Origin of the sequence: Pseudomonas ceruminis, assembly GCF_021602025.1 — a bacterium.
Classification (GTDB): domain Bacteria; phylum Pseudomonadota; class Gammaproteobacteria; order Pseudomonadales; family Pseudomonadaceae; genus Aquipseudomonas; species Aquipseudomonas ceruminis.
The window spans coordinates 49,402-71,350 of sequence record NZ_BQHW01000023.1 but is presented as its reverse complement, the minus strand read 5'-3'; the positions used below and the strand labels follow the sequence as shown (position 1 = coordinate 71,350).

Genomic DNA, 21,949 nt, shown 5'->3' with positions numbered 1-21,949 from the left:
TCTCGAACGAAAGATGAAACAAAGGCGGGATGTTAGCAGGGAGCAGGCACCTGGCTCCAGCAATGGCGCGAACGTCACTTGTGGTGAGCCTGCCTATCGCTGTTAAATTTGCTTACATTTCTGGAACGATAGTCCCCATGCCCGCTCAACTCAAACGCCGCCTGCTGATCTTCTTCACCCTGGTGGCCATCATCGCCCTCGCCTTCCTGGCCCACTGGTATTTCAAGGGCCGTTTCTACGAGAGCACCGACAACGCCTACGTGCAGGGTGAGATAACGCGCATCTCCAGCCAGCTTGGCGCCCGCATCGACGAGGTGCGCGTGGAGGACAACCAGCATGTAGAAAAAGGTGAGCTGCTGGTGCGCCTGGAAGCGGCAGACTTCGACCTGGCCCTGGAACGCGCACGCGCAGCCCTGGCCACCCGCGAAGCGGAATACGTGCAGGCACAAAGCCGCCTGACCCAGCAAGGCAGCCTGATCGCTGCAGGCCAGGCCCAGGTTGCCGCCAACCAGGCCACCTTCGACCGGTCGCGCCTGGACCTCAACCGGGCCGAGAAGCTGCGCATACCGGGCTTCGTTTCCGAAGAGCGAGTGACCACCCTGTCGGCGGAAAACCATGTCGCCGGCTCCCAGGTCGACAAAGCCCGTGCCGACCTGCAAAGCCAGCGCCAGCAAGTCAATGCGCTGTCCGCAGAGCTCAAGCGCCTTGACGCGCAGATAGCCAACGCCCGTGCCGACCTGGCCCAGGCCGAACTGAACCTGACCCGTTGCGAGATCCGCGCCCCGATCAGCGGTACCATCGGCCAGCGCAACGCGCGCAACGGCCAGGTGGTGCAAGCCGGCGCTTATCTGCTGTCGATCGTGCCCGACGAAGCTATCTGGGTGCAGGCCAACTTCAAGGAAACCCAGATTGGCCGCATGCAGCCCGGCCAGCGCGCCGAGTTGCTGTTCGACAGCTACCCCGACACGCCGATCGAGGGCCGTGTCGACAGCCTGTTCGCCGCCTCCGGCGCGCAGTTCAGCCTGCTGCCGCCGGACAATGCCACGGGCAACTTCACCAAGGTGGTCCAGCGTATCCCGGTGAAGCTGACCTTCGCCGCCGACAACCCGCTACACGGGCGTATCCGCCCCGGCATGTCGGTAACCGCCACCGTCGACCTGCGCACTGCAGACAAAGACCACAATGGCCGGTGATCAGTTGCTCCGGCCTGCCGCAGAGCCCAGCCGGCGCGACTGGATCGCGGTGATGAGCGTGATGCTCGGCGCCTTCATGGCGGTGCTGGACATCCAGATCACCAACTCCTCGCTCAAGGACATCCAGGGGGCGCTATCGGCGACCCTGGAGGAAGGCTCGTGGATCTCCACCTCCTACCTGGTGGCGGAGATCATCATGATACCGCTGACCGCCTGGCTGGTGCAGTTGCTGTCGGCGCGGCGCCTTGCAGTGTGGGTTTCCGCCGGTTTTCTGCTGTCCTCCCTGCTGTGCTCCATGGCCTGGAACCTGGAGAGCATGATCCTGTTCCGCGCCCTGCAAGGCTTTACAGGGGGTGCGCTGATCCCCCTGGCGTTCACCCTGACCCTGATCAAGCTGCCCGAACACCACCGTGCCAAAGGCATGGCGATGTTCGCCATGACCGCCACCTTCGCCCCCTCCATCGGCCCCACTCTGGGCGGCTGGCTGACCGAAAATTGGGGCTGGGAATACATCTTCTACATCAACATCCCGCCTGGGCTGGTCATGATCGCCGGGTTGATGTACGGACTCGAGAAGAAGGAGGCACACTGGGAACTGCTCAAAAGTACCGACTATGCGGGCATCGTGACCCTGGGCCTGGGGCTGGGCTGCCTGCAGGTGTTCCTTGAAGAGGGCCACCGCAAGGACTGGCTGGAATCCAACCTGATCGTCGGGCTGGGCAGCGTCGCCCTGATCAGTCTGATCACCTTTGTCATCCTGCAGTTTTCCAAACCGCACCCGTTGATCAACCTGCGCATTCTCGGCAACCGCAACTTCGGCCTGTCCAGCATTGCCAGCCTAGGCATGGGGGTTGGGTTATATGGGTCGATCTACCTGCTGCCGCTGTACCTGGCACAGATACAGGGCTACAACGCCTTGCAGATTGGCGAGGTGATCATGTGGATGGGCGTGCCACAGCTGTTCTTGATACCGCTGGTGCCGCAGTTGATGAAGGTGGTGCCGCCCAAGCTGTTGTGTGCGCTGGGTTTTTGCCTGTTCGGCGCCGCCAGCTTCGGGTCCGGCGTGCTGAACCCCGACTTCGCCGGGCCACAGTTCAACCATATCCAGATCATTCGCGCGCTCGGGCAACCGATGATCATGGTGACCATCTCACTGATCGCCACCGCCTATATCCAGCAGCAGGATGCCGGTTCTGCATCGAGCCTGTTCAACATCTTGCGCAACCTCGGCGGCGCTATTGGCATCGCCCTGCTCGCCACCTTGCTGGATGCGCGAACCAAGGTGTATTTCGATTACTTGCGCGAGGCCGTGGTGCCGAGCAATCCACAGGTGGCCGAACGCCTGGCGCAACTGGCGGAGCGGTTGGGCAATGACAATGCGGCACTGGGCAAGTTGAGCGAGATTACCCATCAGCAGGCGCTGATCATGGCCTACAACGATGCCTTCCACTTCGTGGGGATCGGGTTGGCAGTGAGCATGGTGGCAGTGCTACTGACCCGCAAGCTACCGGAGGGGTTGAAGGCCGCAGAGGCGCACTGACGGCGCTCCTTGAGCGGAGCGCCATGCCGGGCACGGTCAACTGGTAATCAGGCGCTCCCGAAGCTGAGTGATCTCGTCGCGCAACTGCGCCGCCGCCTCAAACTCCAGATCGCGGGCGAACTGCATCATCTTCTCTTCCAACTGTTTGATGCGCTTGGTGATTTCGCCCGGCGTACGCAGTTCGGCTTCGTAACGGGCGCTCTCCTCCGCAGCCTTGGCCATGCCCTTGCGCTTCTTGCTGCGCGAACCCGGCACGGTGGCGCCTTCCATGATATCGGTGATGTCCTTGACCACGCCCTTGGGCACGATGCCGTTGGCAGTGTTGAAGGCGATCTGCTTCTCGCGGCGGCGCTCGGTTTCGTCGATGGCCCGCTGCATGGAGCCGGTGACCTGGTCGGCGTAGAGGATGGCGCGCCCATTGAGGTTACGCGCAGCGCGACCGATGGTCTGGATCAGCGAACGCTCGGAGCGCAGGAACCCTTCCTTGTCGGCATCGAGGATCGCCACCAGCGACACCTCAGGCATGTCCAGGCCCTCGCGCAGCAGGTTGATGCCCACCAGCACGTCAAAGGTGCCAAGGCGCAGGTCGCGAATGATCTCGACCCGCTCCACCGTGTCGATGTCCGAGTGCAGATAGCGCACCCGCACATCGTGATCGGCCAGGTAATCGGTCAGGTCCTCGGCCATGCGTTTGGTCAACGTGGTGGCCAGCACCCGATCGCCCTGGGCCACGCGCTTGCGAATCTCCGACAGCAGGTCGTCGACCTGAGTCAGCGCCGGGCGCACCTCGACCTGCGGGTCGACCAGGCCTGTGGGGCGCACCACCTGCTCGACCACTCGGCCGGCATGTTCGGCTTCGTAGGGGCCTGGTGTGGCCGAGACGAAGATGGTCTGCGGGCTCACCGCCTCCCACTCATCGAAGCGCATCGGCCGGTTATCCAGTGCCGAAGGCAGGCGGAAGCCGTACTCGACCAGTGTTTCCTTGCGTGAACGGTCCCCTTTGTACATCGCGCCCACCTGGGGAACGCTGACATGGGACTCGTCGATCACCAGCAGCGCATCGGGCGGCAAGTAATCGTAGAGGGTGGGCGGTGGCGCACCGGCCGGGCGCCCGGACAGGTAGCGCGAGTAGTTCTCGATACCATTGCAGTAGCCCAGTTCGAGGATCATCTCCAGGTCGAAGCGGGTGCGCTGCTCCAGGCGCTGGGCCTCGACCAGCTTGTTCGCCTTGTGCAGGTACTCCAGACGGTCCTTGAGCTCTTCCTTGATGCCTTCCACCGCGCCCAGCAGGGTTTCCCGCGGGGTGACGTAGTGGCTCTTGGGGTAGAAGGTAAAGCGTGGCAGCTTGCGGAAGACTTCGCCCGTCAGCGGGTCAAAGGCGGCGATGTTCTCCACCTCGTCATCGAACAGCTCGATGCGGATGGCTTCCAGGTCCGATTCGGCCGGGAAGATATCGATCACGTCACCCCGCACGCGAAAGGTGGCACGGGCGAAGTCCATCTCGTTGCGGGTGTATTGCAGGTCCGCCAGGCGGCGCAGCAGCGCACGCTGGTCCAGCTTGTCGCCACGGTCGACGTGCAGGACCATCTTCAGGTAGGTCTCGGGGCTACCCAAGCCATAAATGCACGATACGGTAGTGACAATGATTGCATCGTGCCGCTCCAGCAGTGCCTTGGTGGCGGACAGGCGCATCTGCTCGATGTGGTCGTTGATCGAGGCATCCTTCTCGATGAAGGTATCCGACGATGGCACATAGGCTTCGGGCTGGTAGTAGTCGTAGTAGGAAACGAAATACTCCACTGCGTTGTTCGGGAAGAACGCCTTGAATTCGCCATACAGCTGGGCAGCCAGGGTCTTGTTCGGCGCCAGCACCAGGGTCGGCCGCTGCACCTGCTGGATGACGTTGGCGATGCTGAAGGTCTTGCCCGAACCGGTCACGCCGAGCAGGGTCTGGTGCGACAGCCCCGCATCGATGCCCTCGACCATCTGGCGAATAGCCTCGGGCTGGTCGCCGGATGGCTGAAATCGGGTGACGAGCTGGAACTCGGACATGACGGACCTCGCGGTAACGCAGTAACTGTAAATTTAGCCAGTAGTCTATACGCAAATAGGCCCGCAGGGGTCCAGATTCAAGCCCCAGGTGCGAGCACTCTTTGCGATGGACCCGCCAATTCGACCAATGGTTGAAAAATATTTGCGCAAATGATTGGAAAAGCTGCGCCAGAGTGTCGCAGTGACCGGTCGGTATCACTATACTGACTCCCCGTTTGTGCACCGCTTCAGTGCATTTCGGCTGGAGCGTGTACGTCCTATCACTCTCCATTCAGAGCCAAGGTAACAATGAGCCTGTTTTCCGCTGTCGAGCTGGCACCCCGCGACCCCATTCTGGGCCTCAACGAAGCATTCAACGCCGATCCCCGGACCGACAAGGTCAACCTGGGCGTGGGCGTGTACTGCAATGAGGAAGGCCGCATTCCGCTGCTGCGCGCCGTGATCGAAGCCGAAACCCAGCGTGCTGCCCAGCATGCATCGCGCGGCTACCTGCCGATCGACGGCATCGCCACCTACGACCAGGCCGTGCAGAAACTGATTTTCGGCGCCAAATCGCCTTTGCTGGCCGCTGGCCGCGTGGTCACCGTGCAGGCCGTGGGCGGCACCGGCGCTCTGAAGATCGGCGCCGACTTCCTCAAGCGCCTGTCGCCCAATGCCGTGGTGGCCATCAGCGACCCAAGCTGGGAAAACCACCGCGCGCTGTTCGAAACAGCTGGCTTCCCGGTACAGACCTATCGCTACTACGACGCCCCGAGCAACGACGTCAATCGCGCCGGCATGCTTGAGGACCTGAACGCGCTGCCGTCCGGCTCGGTCGTCGTGCTGCACGCCTGCTGCCACAATCCGACGGGTGTCGACCTCACCCTGGACGACTGGAAAAACGTCCTGGAAGTGGTCAAGGCCAAGGGCCATGTGCCGTTCCTCGACATGGCCTACCAGGGCTTTGGTGCTGGCATCGCCGAAGACGCCTTCGCCGTGCGCCTGTTCGCCGAGTCGGGCCTGGACTTCTTCGTTTCCAGCTCGTTCTCCAAGTCGTTCTCGCTGTACGGCGAGCGCGTCGGCGCGCTGTCGATCGTCACGGGCTCGAAGGACGAAAGCACCCGTGTGCTGTCGCAGGTCAAGCGTGTGATCCGTACCACCTACTCCAACCCGCCGACCCACGGCGCGACCATCGTCGCCACCGTGCTCAATAGCGCTGAGCTGTGCCAGATGTGGGAAACCGAGCTGGCCGAAATGCGCACCCGCATCCACGGCATGCGCAAGCAGATGGTCGAACTGCTGGCCGAATATGGCGCCAAGCGCGACTTCAGCTTCGTTGGCCGCCAAGCGGGCATGTTCTCCTACTCGGGCCTGACCGTCGAGCAGGTGGCACGCTTGAAGAACGAGTTCGGGATCTATGCGCTGGACACCGGCCGCATCGCGGTCGCCGCACTGAATCAAAGCAACATCCACGTGGTGACCAAAGCCATCGTCGAAGTACTGTAACGGCTTGATCTGGCTGCCTGGACTGCTAAGGGGTGGGTTGACTTCCCCTTAGCAATCAGTAAGATAGGCGCAGATTCCGCGATAGCTCAGTCGGTAGAGCAAATGACTGTTAATCATTGGGTCCCTGGTTCGAGTCCAGGTCGCGGAGCCAAATACTGAAAACCTCCAAGTGCGCAAGCACTGGAGGTTTTTTCATTTCTGCTCGGCCGGATTGAGCAGTGGCTCGGTAACAGGCTTACCCGTGTCCACCAGGCTCCAGACCAGCAACCTGGCAGGCTCGGTCTTGCTGGCATTGCGCGAAACGCTGTGTACCGTACCCGGCGCTTCGTACCAGTAATCACCGGCCCTGTAGGTCCTTTCCTGCTGGTCGTTGAGCTTCGACACTACCGTCCCTTCGAGCACATAGGCCATCACTGCACCAGGATGCTGGTGGGCGGGAGATGCCTGGCCGGGCGCATAGCGGACGGTAAGCATCACGGCGGTCTTGCCGGGGGCGTTCGACGGTTGCTGTTCCTGCAGGACTTCGACCTGATCAGTCACGTTACCGTGCGCCCAGGCGCTGGGCTGCCCCGTGAGCAGACCGGCACTGACAAGCAAGCCAAGGGAAAGACGCGAGGGCTTCATGGGGTTTCTCCTGATTGGCAACTGCCAGCAGGGTATGCCCTGGCGCGTGGGTGACCAATGGCCAATTCAGGGAAAAAGCAGGGGGCCGCTGCTGCGCCGGTATGTCAGGCACTACGCCCGATCGGATAGAACTGGCCATGGCTCCAGACCCCTAGCCATTCTTCGCCTTCGATCACCCGGGGTACCGCCAGCTCCACCATTTGGTAAAACACATTACGATGGATCAATGCCTCAAGGTTGCTGCGCATCAGCACATAAGGCGAGGGTTCCTGCGTGAGTGGATCGATCTCGACCCGCACCGGGTTGTCCGGCCCGGCCTCGGCCTGATCGTCGACATTGCTGGTAAACCGCAGGACCTGTTGTTCACCACTGCCCTGCACGTCCAGGGTAACGGCAACAAAGGGGGCATCGTCGACTCGGATACCCACCTTTTCCACGGGCGTGATCAGGAAATAGTCATCGCCATCACGGCGCAGGATGGTGGAAAAAAGCCGCACCATCGGTTTGCGGCCGATTGGCGTGCCCAGGTAATACCAGGTGCCATCACGGGCAATGCGCATGTCGATGTCACCGCAGAAATCCGGATTCCACAGATGCACCGGCGGCAAGCCCTTGTGCTTGGGGACCTGCGCCAGAAGATCATTGGCCTTGCCGGAATCCGTCATTACCCTGCCCTCACTCACTCATGCCCAGAAGGCTACGAGCGTACTCGCGCATAGGCGCTGCGAGCAAATCCTGCGGTGAGTTGTCGTGGAACGTCAACAAACCGCCACGGCTTTTGATCCGCGCCGTGTCGATCAGGTAGCGGGTGTTGGTCTCGATCAGCATCATCTGCACCACGCCCGTGTCCCACCCCAGGCGGTCGACAGCCTGTTCGTCATACCATTCGTCACCATTGCCGATGCGGTCATCGGTGCGAGCGAAGCGGGTATACAGCACATAGTCGGCGCCGACCGCACGCGCTTCGGCGATCGCCTCTTCCAGGCCCAGCGGCCCTTGCGCGCGGCGCACCAGCGGGAAGTACTCGACGAAACTCTTGAACGCCTCCTCGGCTACCACGTTCTGCTTTGGCACCGGGCCTTTGCCCGGCGGCATGAAGGCGCCCTGGCCGATGAAGATGAACGAATCGGGTTGCAGGCGGATCGACAAGGTGCGGCGCGTATCGCTGTGATCCAGCAGGCCGGCATCGCTCATGTGGTAACGGACGCCCTCGCCCATATCGCTGACATTCATGCAGCCGCCCAGCGCCAACAGCGCCAGCGGCAAGACCAGGCTACGCATCTTCCCTCCAGTGGCCGGTGACGAAAAACCGGCGAATAGCCGGCGGATGCAGCTTTTGCGCCAGATCAGCCGCCAATCACTTTCATCACCATCACATCACCGGAAAATGCCACTGCTTGCTTGTCACCCAGCGCCTTCACCAGCAATTGCTGCAGGGCGGGCAGTGCCTGGTGACGCGGCTGCTCCAGCACGTCGCCGATATAGTGACGATTGCCCGACGACAGGCAGCCATGCAGCCAACCCGTGGACGACAGACGCAAGCGCGAACAGCTCCGGCAGAACGGTACGCTTTCATTGGCGATCACGCCAAAATGGCCCTTGCCCATAATGTGATAACGCAGCGCGGTAGCGTCCGGCGGCGCATCGGCCTGTCGAAACGCATGCTCGCGGCCGATCATCGCCAACAACTGCTCGAGCCCCACGAACTGCTGCAAAAAGGCGTTGTGATCACGTGCCAGGTGGCCCATGCGCATCAGCTCGATAAAACGCAGTTCAAAACCATGGGCCAGGCAGTACTCGAGCATTGGCAGCACCTGGTCCAGGTTCTGCCCGCGCATGGGCACCATGTTGACTTTGATCTGCATGCCCATGGCCTGGGCCTGCTGCATGCCGGCCAAGACACTGGCCAGGTCCCCGCCCCGCGCGATACGTCGGAAAGCCTCCCGGTCGAGACTATCAAGGGACACATTCAAGCGGCGGATCCCCGCCGCCTGTAGTTGCGGCAACTTGCGCGCAAGCAGTTGGCCATTGGTGGTCAAGGTGATGTCTTCGAGGTCGAGCCTGGCCACTGCGGCGAGAAATGCATCCAGCCTGGGGCTGACCAGAGGCTCGCCGCCGGTGATACGCAGGCGCTGGATACCCGCGGTTTCCATCAGGTAGGCAACACCTGTTGCCAGCGCCTGCGCCGGAAGTTCGTCCTGCGCCGCCACGAGCCGCTTGCCATCCGGTACGCAATAGGTGCACGCGTAGTTACAGGCAGCCGTCAGGCTGACGCGCAGGTTGCGAAAACGCCTGCCTTGACGATCGACGATCATGGATGACTCCGGCATGGATGAATCGGGGCTGGCAAAACCTGACTCAAAATTCAGGTTTTTGCAAGCCCCTGTCCATGCCGGGTTTACTCACAAACGGCCAGATGCCTCAGCTGGCAGGTTCCGGATCCCGCTTGCGCTTGTTGCCCATGCGTACGCCGATGTCCATGAGGAACTGGAAGAAGCCTTCCTGATCCTCCAGCACGTTGCTCCAGAACGGCGAGTGGTAAAGCGCTACTGCGCCATGCACCAGCGCCCATGCTGCGCAGTAGTGGAAGTACGGTGGCACGTCTTCGAGCTTGCCTTCGCTGATGCGGCCCTTGATCAACTGGGTGAGGCGATCGAAATTGGAGGCACGGATGCTGTGCAACTCCTCGACCATCTCCGGCACCTGGTTGCCCTTGACCACCTTTTCTTCCAGGCGGTCGAACAACCGGTAGCGCTGCGGATCACGCATGCGAAACTCGAAGTAGGCGCGCGACAGCGCCTCCTTGTCACGATCGACATCGGCTGAGTGCAACAGCGCGTTCAGGTCCCGCTCATAGTCGAGCATCAGGCGCAGATAGATCTCCGCCTTGGACTTGAAGTGCTTGTAGATCGTGCCTTTGCCGATACCTACGGCGTCGGCGATCATCTCGACAGTGACGCTGTCTTCACCCTGTTCGAGGAACAGCTTGAGCGCGGTGTCGAGGATTTCCTGTTCGCGACGGCGAAACTCACGGACCTTACGAGGTTCTTTCTGCATAGGAAGGACTGGATGACATTGAAGCGGTTTATTATGCCTAACTTGCAGCAAATTGCACGGATCATCCAACCATGTCTATGTTTCACGATGAGTTCGTCCAGGCCCCAGGGCTGCGCTACCTGAACCATGCGGCCATCGCGCCGTGGCCGCGCCGGGCCAGCGAAGCCGTTGCACGCTTTGCCCAGACCAATGTGCACCTGGGGGCCAGTGACTACTCTACCTGGCTGGCCACCGAACGGCGGCTGCGCGAACGCCTGGCACGGTTGATAAACGCGCCTTCACACGGCGACATCGCACTGGTCAAGAACACCTCCGAGGCCCTCTCGCTGGTTGCGTTCGGCCTTGATTGGCAACACGGCCACCAGGTTGTTATCAGCGATGAGGAATTCCCCTCCAACCGAGTGGTGTGGGAGGCGCTGGCCGATCGCGGTGTCGACGTGCTTCAGGTGAGCCTTGCCGGCGCCGACCCGGAGGCGTCGCTGCTGGCGGCCTGTGGCCAGCGCACGCGACTGCTTGCGGTCAGTGCCGTGCAGTTCGGCAGCGGGCTGCGCCTGGACTTGGCGCGCCTCGGTGCGGGCTGCCGGACACGCAATGTGCTGTTCTGCGTCGACGCCATTCAACAGATCGGTGCGCTGCCCTTCGACGTGCAGCATTATCAGTGCGATTTCGCCATGGCCGATGGCCACAAATGGATGCTGGGCCCTGAGGGGCTGGGTCTCTTCTACTGCCGCGCCGCGCTGCGCCCACAACTTAAGCTCCATGCTTACGGCTGGCACATGCTTGAACACCTGGGAGATTTCGAGCGCCGCCAGTGGCAGCCCGCGCGTAGCGCACGACGCTTCGAGTGTGGCAGCCCGAACATGCTGGGTGCCTGCGCGCTTGAGGCAAGCCTGTCATTGCTGGAGGACGTCGGCATGGACGCGGTCGCCCTGCTGTTGCAGCAGCGCGTCGAACAGTTGCTGCAAGGGCTGGCGAGCATCCCGGGGCTGCGCCTGCATAGCCCGGTCAGCGAGGGCCGCCGCGCTGCAATCGTAACATTCAGTGTCGCGGGGCAAGACAGCACCGAGCTCTATCGCAGCCTGCTCGCCGAACGCACGATCTGCGCATTGCGCGGCCCCGGCGTGCGGTTTTCGCCGCATTTCTATACCGACCCGAAGATTATCGAGGAAGCTGTCCAGCAGGTAAGGCGCTTGGCCATGCGCTGAAGAAGGAAGGGACGCCGCGCGTATTCCAAATCTGTTTAAAAAACGTACAACAGGCACTGGCACTGCGCCAAACCTGACCAATACTTGAAGTGTTGGCGCGGCGCATCCCCCCCAAGTGGCGCGCCGATAAAGGTGCTCAGGGACCGCGTACCTTTGTTTTACTCCTAATGGTCTTAACCCGGATTCCCCCCCCAGAACCCGGGTTTTTTTTCGGCCGACAAGCCCGCCGCCACGGCGGCGATGGTGCCGCTACACCCGAGCTTGCCGCGCCGGGCTGGCTTAGGCCACACGGGCCAAGGGGAACAACCGCTTGAAGTTGGCCGTGGTCTGCTCGGCCAACTGCTGGTAACTCACCCCACGCAACGACGCCACATATTCCGCCACCTCACGCACGTACTGCGGCAGGTTGGGCTTACCCCGGTACGGGATCGGCGCCAGGTACGGCGAGTCGGTTTCCACCAGCAGGCGGTCGACCGGCACCTGCCGGGCCACCTCGCGCAGCGCATCGGCATTACGGAAGGTGACGATGCCGGACAACGAAATGTAGTAACCCAGGTCCAGGGCCGCCTTGGCCATGTCCCAGTCTTCGGTGAAACAGTGCAACACCCCGGCTTGGGGCAGGTTCGCCTCGCGCAGCAGCGCCAAGGTGTCCGCCCTTGCTGCGCGGGTATGCACGATCACCGGCTTGCCGGTCTGGCGCGATGCTTCCAGGTGCAGGCGGAACGATGCCTGCTGCAGCTCAGCAGCCTCCGGCTCGTAGTGATAGTCCAGCCCCGTTTCGCCTATGGCCACGACATGCGGATGCGCCAGCTCGCGCAGCAGCCATTCCAGCGCCGGTGTTTCACCCGGCGCCAGGTCAAGCGGGTGGACGCCAACCGAGCAATCGACATCGGCATACTGCTCGCTCAGGGCCTTGACCGCACCGGCATTCTCGGCACTTACACCAATGCACAGAAAATGCCCCACTCCCCGCTCGCGGGCAGCCTGCAGGGCAGCATCGAGGGAGCCCTGATGGGCGCTTAGGTCAAGACGGTCAAGATGGCAATGGGAATCTACGAGCATGGGATACGGCACACATGAGGAAATTAAAGATCAGCGCGCACCTGGCAGCTGCAACCAATGGGCCAGCAAGGCCTCCAGCAGCAGGGCACGATTGAGGTTGGCCTTGCCCAACACCTTCTGGCGCTGCTCGAGGATCCACGCCTGCACCTCGAGCACCTTGGCCTGCCGGCTCTTCTGCGCCAGGTATTGCACTACCTTGCGCATGTCGGCCAAGCCTAGCCCTTCTTCATCCTGGGTCAACTGATAGCGCAGGATCAGGTGCGACCAGTCGCAGAACCAGTCGAACAACAGCAGCAACGGCACGCCGTTCCAGGCTTCGGCCAACTGGCTGGGTGACAGCTGCTGCTTGAGCAGTTTCTTCACCCCGTCGGTGACCAGGGCCCGCTGCTCACGCACACCCTGCGCCTGCAGGCTCACGGCCATCAGTGGCGAGCCGGCGGCCAGGGCCAGCAGCTCAGCGCGCTCGGCCTCGTCGCTGTCGGGCAGCGCCGTGGCTAGCCAAGCTTGACTCTGAGCCAGGCCTGGCTGGGGGCAGGTGACCTGCTGGCAACGGCTCTTGATGGTCGGCAACAGGCGGCTGGGCTGATGGCTCACCAGCAGCAGCACGGTATCGCCCGAGGGTTCTTCCAGGCTTTTGAGTAGCGCGTTGGAGGCGTTGACGTTCATCGCCTCGACCGGCTCGATCAACACCACCTTGCGCCCACCAAGCTGGGCAGTCTGCACCACGAAGGACACCAGCTCGCGCACCTGGTCGACCTTGATCGGCTTGTCAGCCTCCTCTGGTTCCAGCACGAAGTTGTCCGGGTGGCTGCCCGCCTTCAACAACAGGCAGGACTTGCACTGCCCGCAGGCATCCAACCCTTGTGGCTGCTGGCACAACAGCCGAGCCATCAGGCGCTCGGCCAAGGCCCGCTTGCCGATGCCCTGAGGCCCATGCAGCAAATAGGCATGGGCGTGCTGGGCACGACCGGCCAACTGCTGCCACAACGCCTGCTGCCAGGGGTAGGCCTCAGCCACGGCAACGCTCCAGGATGCTCGGCAACAGGGCATCCAAGGCACGTTGCACGGCCTCCAGTGGCTGCGCGGCGTCCAGCAGGCTGTAGCGCTGCGGCTCACGCTGGGCACGCTGCAAATAGGCCTGGCGCACGGCCTCGAAGAAGGCCTGACCTTCCTGTTCGAAGCGGTCCAGACGACCCCGCGCAGCCGCACGGGCCAGGCCCACTTCCACTGGCAGGTCGAAGACGAGTGTCAAGTCGGGGCGTAAGGCGCCCTGGACGAACTGCTCAAGCGCAGCAATACGCTCCACTGACAAACCGCGGCCGCCGCCTTGATAGGCGTAGGTGGCATCGGTGAAGCGATCACACAACACCACCGCCCCACGGGCCAGCGCCGGGCGGATAACCAGGGCCAGGTGCTGGGCGCGCGCGGCGAACACCAGCAACAGCTCGGTGTCGGCCGCCATGGTTTCATCGCTGGGCGCCAACAGCAGTTCGCGGACTTTCTCGGCCAGCGGGGTGCCCCCAGGCTCGCGGGTCAGCACGACATCCAACCCCTGCTCACGCAGGCGTGCGGCCAGGTAGTCGCGGTTGGTGCTCTTGCCCGCGCCTTCGGGGCCTTCCAGGGTAATAAACAAGCCGCTCACAGGCAGTCCTTAATGTTGTTCGTCAGGCGCCGGCGCTTCACCCGGAGCAGGCTCGCCGGAGGGGGCCGAGTCCTGCGTGGCGGGCTCGCCCGGTGCTGCAGGGTCTACCGCCGGCGCCTCGCCTGCACCCGGCAGCGCCTGCGGTGCCGGGCTGGACCGGTAGTCGGCGCGCCGCTTGAGCTGAAACTCGCGCACCGCCGAGTTGTGATTGTCGAGGTCGTCGGAGAACACATGGCTGCCATCGCCCCGGGCGACGAAGTACAAGCTGGTGCCGTCGGACGGGTTGAGCGCAGCATGGATTGCCTCGCGCCCTACCATGGCGATCGGCGTCGGTGGTAGCCCGGTCATGGTGTAGGTGTTGTAGGGCGTGGGTTCACGCAGGTCGGCGCGGGTGATCTTGCCGTTGTAGCGCTCGCCCATGCCATAGATGACCGTTGGATCGGTCTGCAACATCATGCCCAGGCGCAGGCGTCGGACGAACACGCCGGCGATCTGCCCGCGCTCCTGGGGGATACCGGTCTCCTTCTCTACCAACGAGGCCATGATCAGCGCCTGGTAAGGGTCACGGTATGGCAGGTCAGTGGTGCGCTCGGCCCACTCCTTGGCGAGGACTTCGTCCAGGCGCATATAGGCCTGCTGCAGCAGCTCGACATCGCTCATGCCCCGCACGAAGCGATAGGTGTCGGGGAAGAAGCGCCCTTCCGGGAACACCCCAGTATGGCCTAGCTTGTCCATCACCTCCGAATCGGCTAAGCCGTCGAGGGTGTGCTTGATCTTTTCATGCTTGGCGATGGCCGAGCGGACCTGGCGGAAGGTCCAGCCTTCGACCAGGGTCAGGTTGTACTGCACCACGTCGGCACGGCGCCAGGCATCGAACAAGTCTTCGACAGTCATGCCGGGGGTGAGGCGGTATTCACCGGTTTTAAGTGGTGTGCCCACCATGTTGAAGCGCCAGTACAGGCGCAGCCAGAAGGCGTCGTCGAGCAACCCCTCGCTCTGCATGCGGTAGAACATGCGGTTAGGGTTGGTGCCACTGGGCACGTCGAGCAGGCGTTCTTGCGTCACATGCAAGGGCTGCTCCAGCACTGAATGAACCTTCCAGGCCGCCCAGCCCAAGGCCAGGCCAGCCAGAATCAAGCCCATTTCCAGCAGCAGCAGGAATTTGCGTCTCACGAATTCAGGTATCCAGTAACGTACGGGCAACGGCCTGCAGTTTACGGGTGAGTGGGCCCGGCGACCAGTTCAATGCAGCAATTGCACGCACAGGCCAGACACCGTAGACGCTATTGCAGACAAACACTTCGTCTGCCTGCTCCAACTCGTCATACGCCACGTCACGTACCTGCACCGCAATGGCCATCGCCCGGGCCTGCTTGAGCAAGGCACTGCGCATCACGCCAGCAACACCACAACGGCTCAGATCAGCCGTCAGCAGCACGCCGTCGCGCACCAGGAACAGATTGCTGTACACGCCCTCGACTACCCTGCCCTGCCCGTCACGCATCAGGCCTTCGGCATGTTCGCTGTCCTGCCATTCGGCACGGGCCAGCACCTGCTCCAGGCGGTTGAGGTGTTTGAGGCCTGCCAGCAAGGGTTGTTCCCCAAGCCGAGTCTGGCAGGAAAACAGTCGCACGCCGTGCTCGGCATGCTCGACAGGATAGCTGGGCAGCGGGCCGCCTTGAAGGATACGCCGGGGTGCGACGCCAACCACCGGGGCATAGCCACGCTGGCTATCACCGCGGGTAAGGATCAGCTTGGCCACGCCTTCACCCAGCTGGGCGGCGTAACGCAAAATTTCGTCACGCAGCAGTGCCAGGTCGGCGTCGATAGCCAGGCGCTGACAACCCAGCGCCAAGCGGTCCAGATGGCCTTCGAGCAAGCTGGGCCGGCCAGCACGTACGGCGATGGTCTCGAACAGGCCATCGCCGTAGGCCAGGCCACGGTTCTGCAGGTTGACCGCAGTCGCAGGCTGGCCATCGATCCAACTGTGCATCAACCGGCGAACCGGCGGAACACCAGCGAGCCGTTGGTGCCGCCAAAGCCGAACGAGTTGGACAACACCACGTCGATCGGCATGCTGCGCGCCTGGTGCGGCACGAAGTCGAGGTCGCAACCTTCGTCCGGTTCATCCAGGTTGATGGTAGGGGGTGCCATCTGGCTGTTGATCGCCAGTACACTGAAGATCGCCTCGACCGCACCGGCCGCGCCCAGCAAGTGGCCAGTCATCGACTTGGTCGAGCTGACCGCCAGCTTGTAGGCGTGGTCGCCAAACACACGCTTGATCGCCGCAACTTCGGCGACATCGCCAGCCGGGGTTGAGGTGCCATGGGCGTTGATGTAACTGACCTCTTGCGGCTGGATGCCGGCATCGCGCAAGGCATTGGCCATGCAGCGCGCTGCCCCTTCGCCGCTGTCCGGTGGCGAGGTCATGTGGTAAGCATCGCCACTCATGCCAAAACCGACCAGCTCGGCATAGATGGTCGCACCACGGGCCTTGGCGTGCTCCAACTCCTCCAGCACCAAGGCACCGGCACCATCAGACAGCACGAAACCATCGCGGCCCTTGTCCCACGGACGGCTGGCACGGGCCGGCTCATCGTTGCGGGTCGACAGCGCACGCGACGCGCCGAAGCCGCCCATGCCAAGGCCGCACGCCGCCATTTCGGCGCCACCGGCGATCATCACATCGGCCTCACCGTAGGCGATATTGCGCGCGGCCATGCCGATGCAATGAGTACCGGTGGTGCACGCCGTGGCAATGGCGTAGTTCGGCCCCTGCAGCCCAAGGTGAATCGACAGGAAGCCAGAAATCATGTTGATGATCGAACCCGGCACGAAGAACGGCGAAATACGGCGCGGCCCCTGCTCGTGCAAGGTACGGCTGGTTTCTTCGATATTGGTCAGGCCACCGATGCCCGACCCCATGGCCACGCCGATGCGTTCGCGGTTGGCATCGGTGACTTCCAGGCCGGCGTTGCGCACCGCCTGAAAACCGGCTGCCAGCCCGTACTGAATGAACAGGTCAAGCTTGCGAGCCTCCTTGGCCGACAGGTACTGCTCGACCTCGAAGCCCTTCACCGAGCCGCCAAAACGGGTGGAGTAGGCAGACAAGTCCGTGTGTTCGATCGGACCGATGCCACTGCGGCCAGCCAGAATGCCCTGCCAGGTGCTCGGTACATCGGTACCCAGTGGCGACAGCATACCCATACCGGTGACCACGACGCGTCTACGCGACACAGTACTCTCCTTTTCTAATAACAGAGTCTCTTGCCATTGCATTCAAGGCAACGGAATGAAATGGCAACAAGCTCTCGATGCGGATCGGTCGACGCACGCAGCTCGCAAAGAAAAAACCGCACGCCGGCAAAGGCAGTGCGGTTCTTCTCGACAAGAAGCGTCGACTAAAGCGTCTTAGGCCTGGTGGCTGGTGACGTAGTCGATGGCAGCTTGAACGGTAGTGATCTTCTCGGCTTCTTCGTCAGGGATTTCGGTCTCGAATTCCTCTTCCAGAGCCATCACCAGCTCAACGGTGTCAAGCGAATCGGCACCCAGGTCATCGACGAAGGACTTCTCGTTAGTCACTTCCTCTTCCTTGACGCCCAGTTGCTCGGCGACGATTTTCTTGACGCGTTCTTCGATGGTGCTCATACCTAGTTTTCACTCCTAATGGACATATGTCAGGCAGCTGGCCGGTGACCAAGTTTATAGAAAGACGTTCGCTTTTCAAGCTCAACGCACCTTCGGCTTAGTGACCTGGCCCCCTGCCTGGAATCTGGTTGCAGCTTTATAACGGATTTTAGGCTCGCAGTATGACTCTTTTTTTAAGCAATCCGTCACATTGAGTTGCGGTTTTACATGTACATCCCGCCGTTCACCGGCACGGTAGCGCCAGTGACATAGGCTGCGCCGTCAGATGCCAGGAAGGAAACCACCTTGGCGATTTCGTCGGCCTGGCCCAGGCGGCCCAGCGGAATCTGGGTCTGCAGGGCTTCGCGTTGCGCCTCAGGCAGCTCGCGGGTCATGTCGGTGTCGATGAAGCCAGGGGTTACCGAGTTGACGGTAATGCCACGCGAGCCTACTTCACGCGCCAAGGCGCGGCTGAAGCCTTCCAGGCCTGCCTTGGCGGCCGCGTAGTTGGCCTGGCCAGCGTTACCCATGGCGCCGACGACCGAACCGATGCTGATGATACGACCCCAACGCGCCTTGGTCATGCCACGCAGCACGCCCTTGGACAAACGGTAGAGGCTGTTCAGGTTGGTATCGATCACGTCGAACCACTCGTCATCCTTCATGCGCAGCATGAGGTTGTCACGAGTGATGCCGGCGTTGTTGACCAGAATGGTCGGTGCGCCGAACTGCTCGCCGATGGCGCCCAGTACCGCGTCCACGGATTCGGCGCTGGTCACGTTCAGCTCCATGCCGGTGCCGGCGATGCCGTGTTCTTTCAGGGTAGCGGCAATGCGCTCGGCACCAGAAGCCGAAGTGGCCGTACCGATCACGGTCGCGCCCTGGCGGCCCAGCTCGAGGGCGATGGCCTGGCCGATACCACGGCTGGCGCCGGTCACCAATGCAACTTTACCTTGCAGGCTCATGCAAGCATCTCCAAAAATTCAGGCCAGCGCCGCACGGGTGGCGGCGACGGCGTCAGGGGTATTGAGGTTGTAGGTGGTCACGCCTTCGGCGCAACGCTTGTTCAGGCCAGCCAGGACTTTGCCTGGGCCGCACTCGACCAGATTGACCGCACCGTTGGCGGCCAGGGTCTGCACACACTCGACCCAGCGCACGGGCTGGTAAAGCTGCGCCAGCAAGTCCTGCTTGAGGGTGTCGAGGTCGGCGGCGATGGCAGCCGTGACGTTCTGCACCACCGGGATTTGCGGCGCCTTCCATTCAATGGCGTTGACGTCGTCGGCAAACCGCTCGGCGGCCGGCTTCATCAATGCACAGTGCGACGGCACGCTGACCGGCAACGGCAAGGCGCGCTTGGCGCCCTTGGCCTTGCACAGCTCGATGGCACGGTTGACCGCTGCGACGTTGCCAGCAATGACCACCTGGCCCGGAGAGTTGAAGTTAACAGCGCTGACCACTTCATCTTCGGCCGCTTCGGCACAGATGGCTTTCACATCGTCGTCGCTCAGGCCGAGGATCGCGGCCATGGCACCGTGGCCAGCCGGCACGGCCTCTTGCATCAGCTCACCACGACGCTTTACCAGCTTGACCGCGTCTTTCAACGCCAGGCTGCCGGCAGCGACCAGAGCGCTGTATTCACCCAGGCTGTGCCCGGACACGAATGCCGGCTGCGCACCGCCCTCTTCCAGCCACAGGCGCCACAGCGCAATGGAGGCAGTGAGGATGGCAGGCTGTGTCTTGTCGGTTTGGTTGAGTTGTTCTTCCGGACCTTCCTGGACCAGCTTCCACAGGTCGTAACCCAGAGCATCGGACGCTTCTTTGAAGGTCTCGACGATCACTGGCTTCTCGGCGCCGAGCTCTTTGAGCATACCCAGAGACTGGGAACCTTGACCCGGGAAGACGAATGCGAGGGATGCAGACATTGAACAAGCCCTTATGATCTTGTCGTCGGATAGGGCGCGCCGAGCACGAGGCTGGACGCGGAATCTGAACAGTTGGATGGAAACACAGACCAAACGGTCACATTTAAGCACTTCATCGGCGATACGCCTAAGGCAACAGGTCTTCGAGGCGGCCGTGCAGGCGCTGGGGCAGGTTCTCCTGAATCTCGATCAACGCCCGTTGAATGGCGCTCTGGAACCCCTGGACCCCTGCCGAGCCGTGGCTCTTGATGACGATACCCTGCAACCCCAGGAAGCTTGCGCCATTATGCCGCGCCGGCGCCAGGTCGGCCTGTAGGCGCCTGAGCAGTGGCATGGCCATGGCACCGGCTATACGGGCCAAGGCGCCGCCCTTGAACAACTGCTCGATGCGCGCACCGATCATGGTCGCCAGGCCTTCACTGGATTTGAGCAGAATATTGCCGACAAAGCCGTCGCACACCACGACGTCGGCTTCACCTCGATACAGCCCATCACCTTCGACGAAGCCGACATAATTGAGGCCCCGGGCATTCTGCAGCAGCGTGGCGGCCAACTTGACCTGCTGGTTGCCTTTGATGTCCTCGGTGCCGATGTTCAACAACGCCACCCGCGGACGATGAACCCCCAGAGCCTGAGCGGCCACCGAGCCCATCACGGCAAACTGGTAGAGGTTTTCGGCACTGCAATCGACGTTGGCGCCCAGGTCGAGCAACTGGCAATACCCTACCTGAGTCGGGATGGCCGCCACCATGGCCGGCCGATCGATGCCCGGCAGGGTCTTGAGCACAAAACGCGACAGCGCCATCAGCGCACCGGTATTGCCGGCGCTGACGCAGGCTTGAGCCTTGCCATCACGCACCAGTTCCAGGGCAATGCGCATCGACGAATCGGGTTTGCCGCGCAACGCCTGGGACGGCCGCTCGTCCATGCCGATCACCTCACTGGCCGCGACAATCTGCAGGCGCGCGCGATCCGCAGCCGCAAGGCCGCTGACGAGATCTTCAAGGAGGGAGGGTTGACCGACGAGGGTCAGGTGCAGCGAGGGGGTAGCCGAAAGGCAGGCAATGCTAGCCTGGACAATGCTGCGGGGACCGAAGTCCCCGCCCATTGCGTCGATCGCGATGATCTGAGCGGACAAGGATTACTCGTCAGCGCCCTTGTCGACCACTTTGCGACCACGGTATACGCCTTCTGGCGAAACGTGGTGGCGCAGGTGTACTTCACCGGTGGTTTTCTCTACCGACAGCGCGTTTTCCGACAGGGCGTCGTGCGAACGGCGCATGTCACGGGCAGAGCGGGATTTTTTGTTCTGCTGAACAGCCATAATTGATTAACTCCTAAACGTTTGGGTCACGCTTTAACTGCGCCAAAACACTGAACGGGTTGGACCGCGATACCTCGTCCTTGCTCGATTCGGGCTCGTCTGCGCCCGCCGGCTGCTGGCATTCTTCCGGATGATGAGCAGGCACGATGGGCAAGGCGAGCAGAAGCTCCTCCTCGATCAAGGCCTGCAGATCCAAAGGATCTTCGCCCAGTTCCAGCACGTCATAGCCTTTCGGCAACGACTGGGTATTCGCACCCTCCTTCACCACAGCGTATGTACATTCACTGTGAATCGGCAGGGTGACCAGCTCAAGACAACGCTGGCAAACCATTTTGACCTCGACATCCAGCTCACTGTGGATAACCACCACGTGCTGTTCATCTCGTTCAAAATCGAACTTCGCCTGCACCGTACCGACATTGTCGGAAAGCGGGTCGCAGAGTCTTTCCAAATCAGCGAGTTGCAGCGAACCGTTAAGGGTTACGCCACGATCGGCTAATTTGCGCGGGTCAACGTGAGGTGGAATCGGGTCATTCAACATAGGCGCAGCATTCTAGGGATGCCCCCCGCCCCTGTCAAAGGAAATTCGGCGGCATCTCACATGTTAGAATCAGGTTCAACTGACCAGGAGTCTACCATGCTGCCTTTGTTGCTGGCTTCCAGCTCCACTTACCGGCGCGAACTGCTTGCGCGCCTGCGCCTGCCCTTCACCTGGGCAAGCCCCGACATAGACGAACAGCGCCAGGGTGACGAGCCAGCCGTCGACCTGGTTCGCCGCCTCGCCCGGGAAAAAGCCGAGGCACTGGCAGCCAGCCACCCCGGACACCTGATCATCGGCTCCGACCAGGTCGCCGTGCTGGGTGAACAGATCCTTGGCAAGCCACACACGTTCGAACGCGCCTGTGAACAGTTGCTCGAAGCGAGCGGCCAACAGGTCACCTTCCTCACCGGGCTGGCACTGCTCAACACTGCCACGGGGCAATGCCAGGTCGACTGCGTACCTTTTACCGTGACGATGCGGGAACTGGACCGCGCGCGCGTGGAGCGCTACGTGACAGCGGAGCAGCCGCTGGATTGCGCAGGCAGCTTCAAGGCTGAGGGGCTGGGAGTGAGCCTGTTCCAGAGCACGCATGGGTGCGATGCCACCAGCCTGATCGGGCTGCCGCTGATTCGACTGGTGGACATGCTGAGCTCAGAAGGCGTAACGATCCCCTGA

The 21,949-nt window shown here is 62.1% G+C and carries 23 protein-coding genes and 1 tRNA gene; 6 read left to right on the top strand and 18 right to left on the bottom strand.

Translation table 11 applies throughout. The features are described 5' to 3' along the window. Positions 1–137 precede the first annotated feature (137 nt). Both L6D80_RS22780 and L6D80_RS22775 read left to right on the top strand, forming a co-directional pair. A complete protein-coding gene (locus L6D80_RS22780) occupies positions 138–1,193 on the top strand; it encodes an HlyD family secretion protein (protein ID WP_054901149.1) in 1,056 nt (351 codons plus the stop codon). Then, complete coding sequence (locus L6D80_RS22775) at positions 1,183–2,733, top strand: MDR family MFS transporter (protein ID WP_220462512.1); 1,551 nt, start codon at positions 1,183–1,185, stop codon at positions 2,731–2,733. Before L6D80_RS22780 ends, L6D80_RS22775 begins: the two co-directional genes overlap by 11 nt. A 36-nt stretch (positions 2,734–2,769) precedes the next feature. Here the strand turns inward: L6D80_RS22775 and uvrB are convergent, their stop codons facing one another. After that, a complete protein-coding gene (gene uvrB / locus L6D80_RS22770; protein ID WP_176516209.1) occupies positions 2,770–4,785 on the bottom strand; it encodes an excinuclease ABC subunit UvrB in 2,016 nt (671 codons plus the stop codon). Between the two features lie 288 nt (positions 4,786–5,073). Here uvrB and L6D80_RS22765 point away from each other — a divergent pair, with 288 nt between their 5' ends. Continuing rightward, positions 5,074–6,270: an amino acid aminotransferase gene (locus L6D80_RS22765; protein WP_176516211.1), complete on the top strand. Its 1,197-nt coding sequence runs from the start codon at positions 5,074–5,076 to the stop codon at positions 6,268–6,270. 75 nt (positions 6,271–6,345) lie between these two features. After that, positions 6,346–6,421 (top strand) — tRNA-Asn (locus L6D80_RS22760). A 41-nt stretch (positions 6,422–6,462) separates the two neighbouring features. Here the strand turns inward: L6D80_RS22760 and L6D80_RS22755 are convergent. The 5 genes from L6D80_RS22755 to L6D80_RS22735 all read right to left on the bottom strand — a co-directional run bounded on the left by L6D80_RS22755 (position 6,463) and on the right by L6D80_RS22735 (position 9,951). Then, the gene (locus L6D80_RS22755; protein ID WP_176516213.1) at positions 6,463–6,894 is read right to left on the bottom strand and encodes a cupin domain-containing protein; all 432 of its coding nucleotides are present in this window, start codon (positions 6,892–6,894) and stop codon (positions 6,463–6,465) included. Between the two features lie 104 nt (positions 6,895–6,998). Then, positions 6,999–7,559 carry a DUF1285 domain-containing protein gene (locus L6D80_RS22750; protein WP_176516223.1) on the bottom strand — a complete coding sequence of 187 codons (561 nt, stop codon included), beginning with the start codon at positions 7,557–7,559 and terminating at the stop codon, positions 6,999–7,001. A 10-nt stretch (positions 7,560–7,569) separates the two neighbouring features. Then, positions 7,570–8,175 carry a DUF4823 domain-containing protein gene (locus L6D80_RS22745; protein WP_054901155.1) on the bottom strand — a complete coding sequence of 202 codons (606 nt, stop codon included), beginning with the start codon at positions 8,173–8,175 and terminating at the stop codon, positions 7,570–7,572. A 65-nt stretch (positions 8,176–8,240) separates the two neighbouring features. After that, positions 8,241–9,209 carry a GTP 3',8-cyclase MoaA gene (locus tag L6D80_RS22740; protein WP_054901156.1) on the bottom strand — a complete coding sequence of 323 codons (969 nt, stop codon included), beginning with the start codon at positions 9,207–9,209 and terminating at the stop codon, positions 8,241–8,243. 106 nt (positions 9,210–9,315) lie between these two features. Next, the gene (locus L6D80_RS22735; protein ID WP_012313442.1) at positions 9,316–9,951 is read right to left on the bottom strand and encodes a TetR/AcrR family transcriptional regulator; all 636 of its coding nucleotides are present in this window, start codon (positions 9,949–9,951) and stop codon (positions 9,316–9,318) included. A 71-nt stretch (positions 9,952–10,022) separates the two neighbouring features. Here L6D80_RS22735 and L6D80_RS22730 point away from each other — a divergent pair, with 71 nt between their 5' ends. Next, positions 10,023–11,156: an aminotransferase class V-fold PLP-dependent enzyme gene (locus L6D80_RS22730; protein WP_176516225.1), complete on the top strand. Its 1,134-nt coding sequence runs from the start codon at positions 10,023–10,025 to the stop codon at positions 11,154–11,156. 279 nt (positions 11,157–11,435) lie between these two features. Here L6D80_RS22730 and L6D80_RS22725 read toward each other — a convergent pair whose 3' ends face one another. The 12 genes from L6D80_RS22725 to L6D80_RS22670 form a co-directional block, all read right to left on the bottom strand. Continuing rightward, on the bottom strand, positions 11,436–12,218 hold the full coding sequence (locus L6D80_RS22725) for a TatD family hydrolase (RefSeq protein ID WP_054901158.1): 783 nt from the start codon (positions 12,216–12,218) through the stop codon (positions 11,436–11,438). 30 nt (positions 12,219–12,248) lie between these two features. Further along, on the bottom strand, positions 12,249–13,235 hold the full coding sequence (locus L6D80_RS22720; RefSeq protein WP_054901159.1) for a DNA polymerase III subunit delta': 987 nt from the start codon (positions 13,233–13,235) through the stop codon (positions 12,249–12,251). After that, positions 13,228–13,860: a dTMP kinase gene (gene tmk / locus L6D80_RS22715; protein WP_054901160.1), complete on the bottom strand. Its 633-nt coding sequence runs from the start codon at positions 13,858–13,860 to the stop codon at positions 13,228–13,230. Before tmk ends, L6D80_RS22720 begins: the two co-directional genes overlap by 8 nt. 9 nt (positions 13,861–13,869) lie before the next feature. Then, positions 13,870–15,033, bottom strand: coding sequence for an endolytic transglycosylase MltG (mltG, locus tag L6D80_RS22710; RefSeq protein WP_054901161.1), 1,164 nt, complete (start codon positions 15,031–15,033; stop codon positions 13,870–13,872). A 4-nt stretch (positions 15,034–15,037) separates the two neighbouring features. Continuing rightward, positions 15,038–15,853: an aminodeoxychorismate lyase gene (gene pabC / locus L6D80_RS22705; RefSeq protein WP_176516227.1), complete on the bottom strand. Its 816-nt coding sequence runs from the start codon at positions 15,851–15,853 to the stop codon at positions 15,038–15,040. Beyond that, positions 15,853–17,097, bottom strand: a complete 1,245-nt coding sequence (gene fabF, locus L6D80_RS22700) for a beta-ketoacyl-ACP synthase II (protein WP_054901163.1) — start codon at positions 17,095–17,097, stop codon at positions 15,853–15,855. The genes pabC and fabF overlap by 1 nt, the downstream gene beginning before the upstream one ends. Before the next feature lie 174 nt (positions 17,098–17,271). Next, positions 17,272–17,508, bottom strand: coding sequence for an acyl carrier protein (gene acpP, locus L6D80_RS22695; protein ID WP_054901164.1), 237 nt, complete (start codon positions 17,506–17,508; stop codon positions 17,272–17,274). 203 nt (positions 17,509–17,711) lie between these two features. Continuing rightward, positions 17,712–18,452: a 3-oxoacyl-ACP reductase FabG gene (fabG, locus tag L6D80_RS22690; protein ID WP_054901165.1), complete on the bottom strand. Its 741-nt coding sequence runs from the start codon at positions 18,450–18,452 to the stop codon at positions 17,712–17,714. An 18-nt stretch (positions 18,453–18,470) separates the two neighbouring features. Continuing rightward, positions 18,471–19,409, bottom strand: a complete 939-nt coding sequence (fabD, locus tag L6D80_RS22685) for an ACP S-malonyltransferase (protein ID WP_054901166.1) — start codon at positions 19,407–19,409, stop codon at positions 18,471–18,473. Between the two features lie 127 nt (positions 19,410–19,536). Next, positions 19,537–20,547 carry a phosphate acyltransferase PlsX gene (plsX, locus tag L6D80_RS22680; protein ID WP_082422773.1) on the bottom strand — a complete coding sequence of 337 codons (1,011 nt, stop codon included), beginning with the start codon at positions 20,545–20,547 and terminating at the stop codon, positions 19,537–19,539. Between the two features lie 3 nt (positions 20,548–20,550). Then, a complete protein-coding gene (gene rpmF / locus L6D80_RS22675; protein ID WP_003247154.1) occupies positions 20,551–20,733 on the bottom strand; it encodes a 50S ribosomal protein L32 in 183 nt (60 codons plus the stop codon). Between the two features lie 13 nt (positions 20,734–20,746). After that, on the bottom strand, positions 20,747–21,274 hold the full coding sequence (locus L6D80_RS22670) for a YceD family protein (RefSeq protein ID WP_012313431.1): 528 nt from the start codon (positions 21,272–21,274) through the stop codon (positions 20,747–20,749). A 96-nt stretch (positions 21,275–21,370) separates the two neighbouring features. On the opposite strand from L6D80_RS22670, the gene L6D80_RS22665 reads away from it, so the two are divergent. Continuing rightward, positions 21,371–21,949, top strand: coding sequence for a Maf family protein (locus L6D80_RS22665; protein ID WP_054901169.1), 579 nt, complete (start codon positions 21,371–21,373; stop codon positions 21,947–21,949).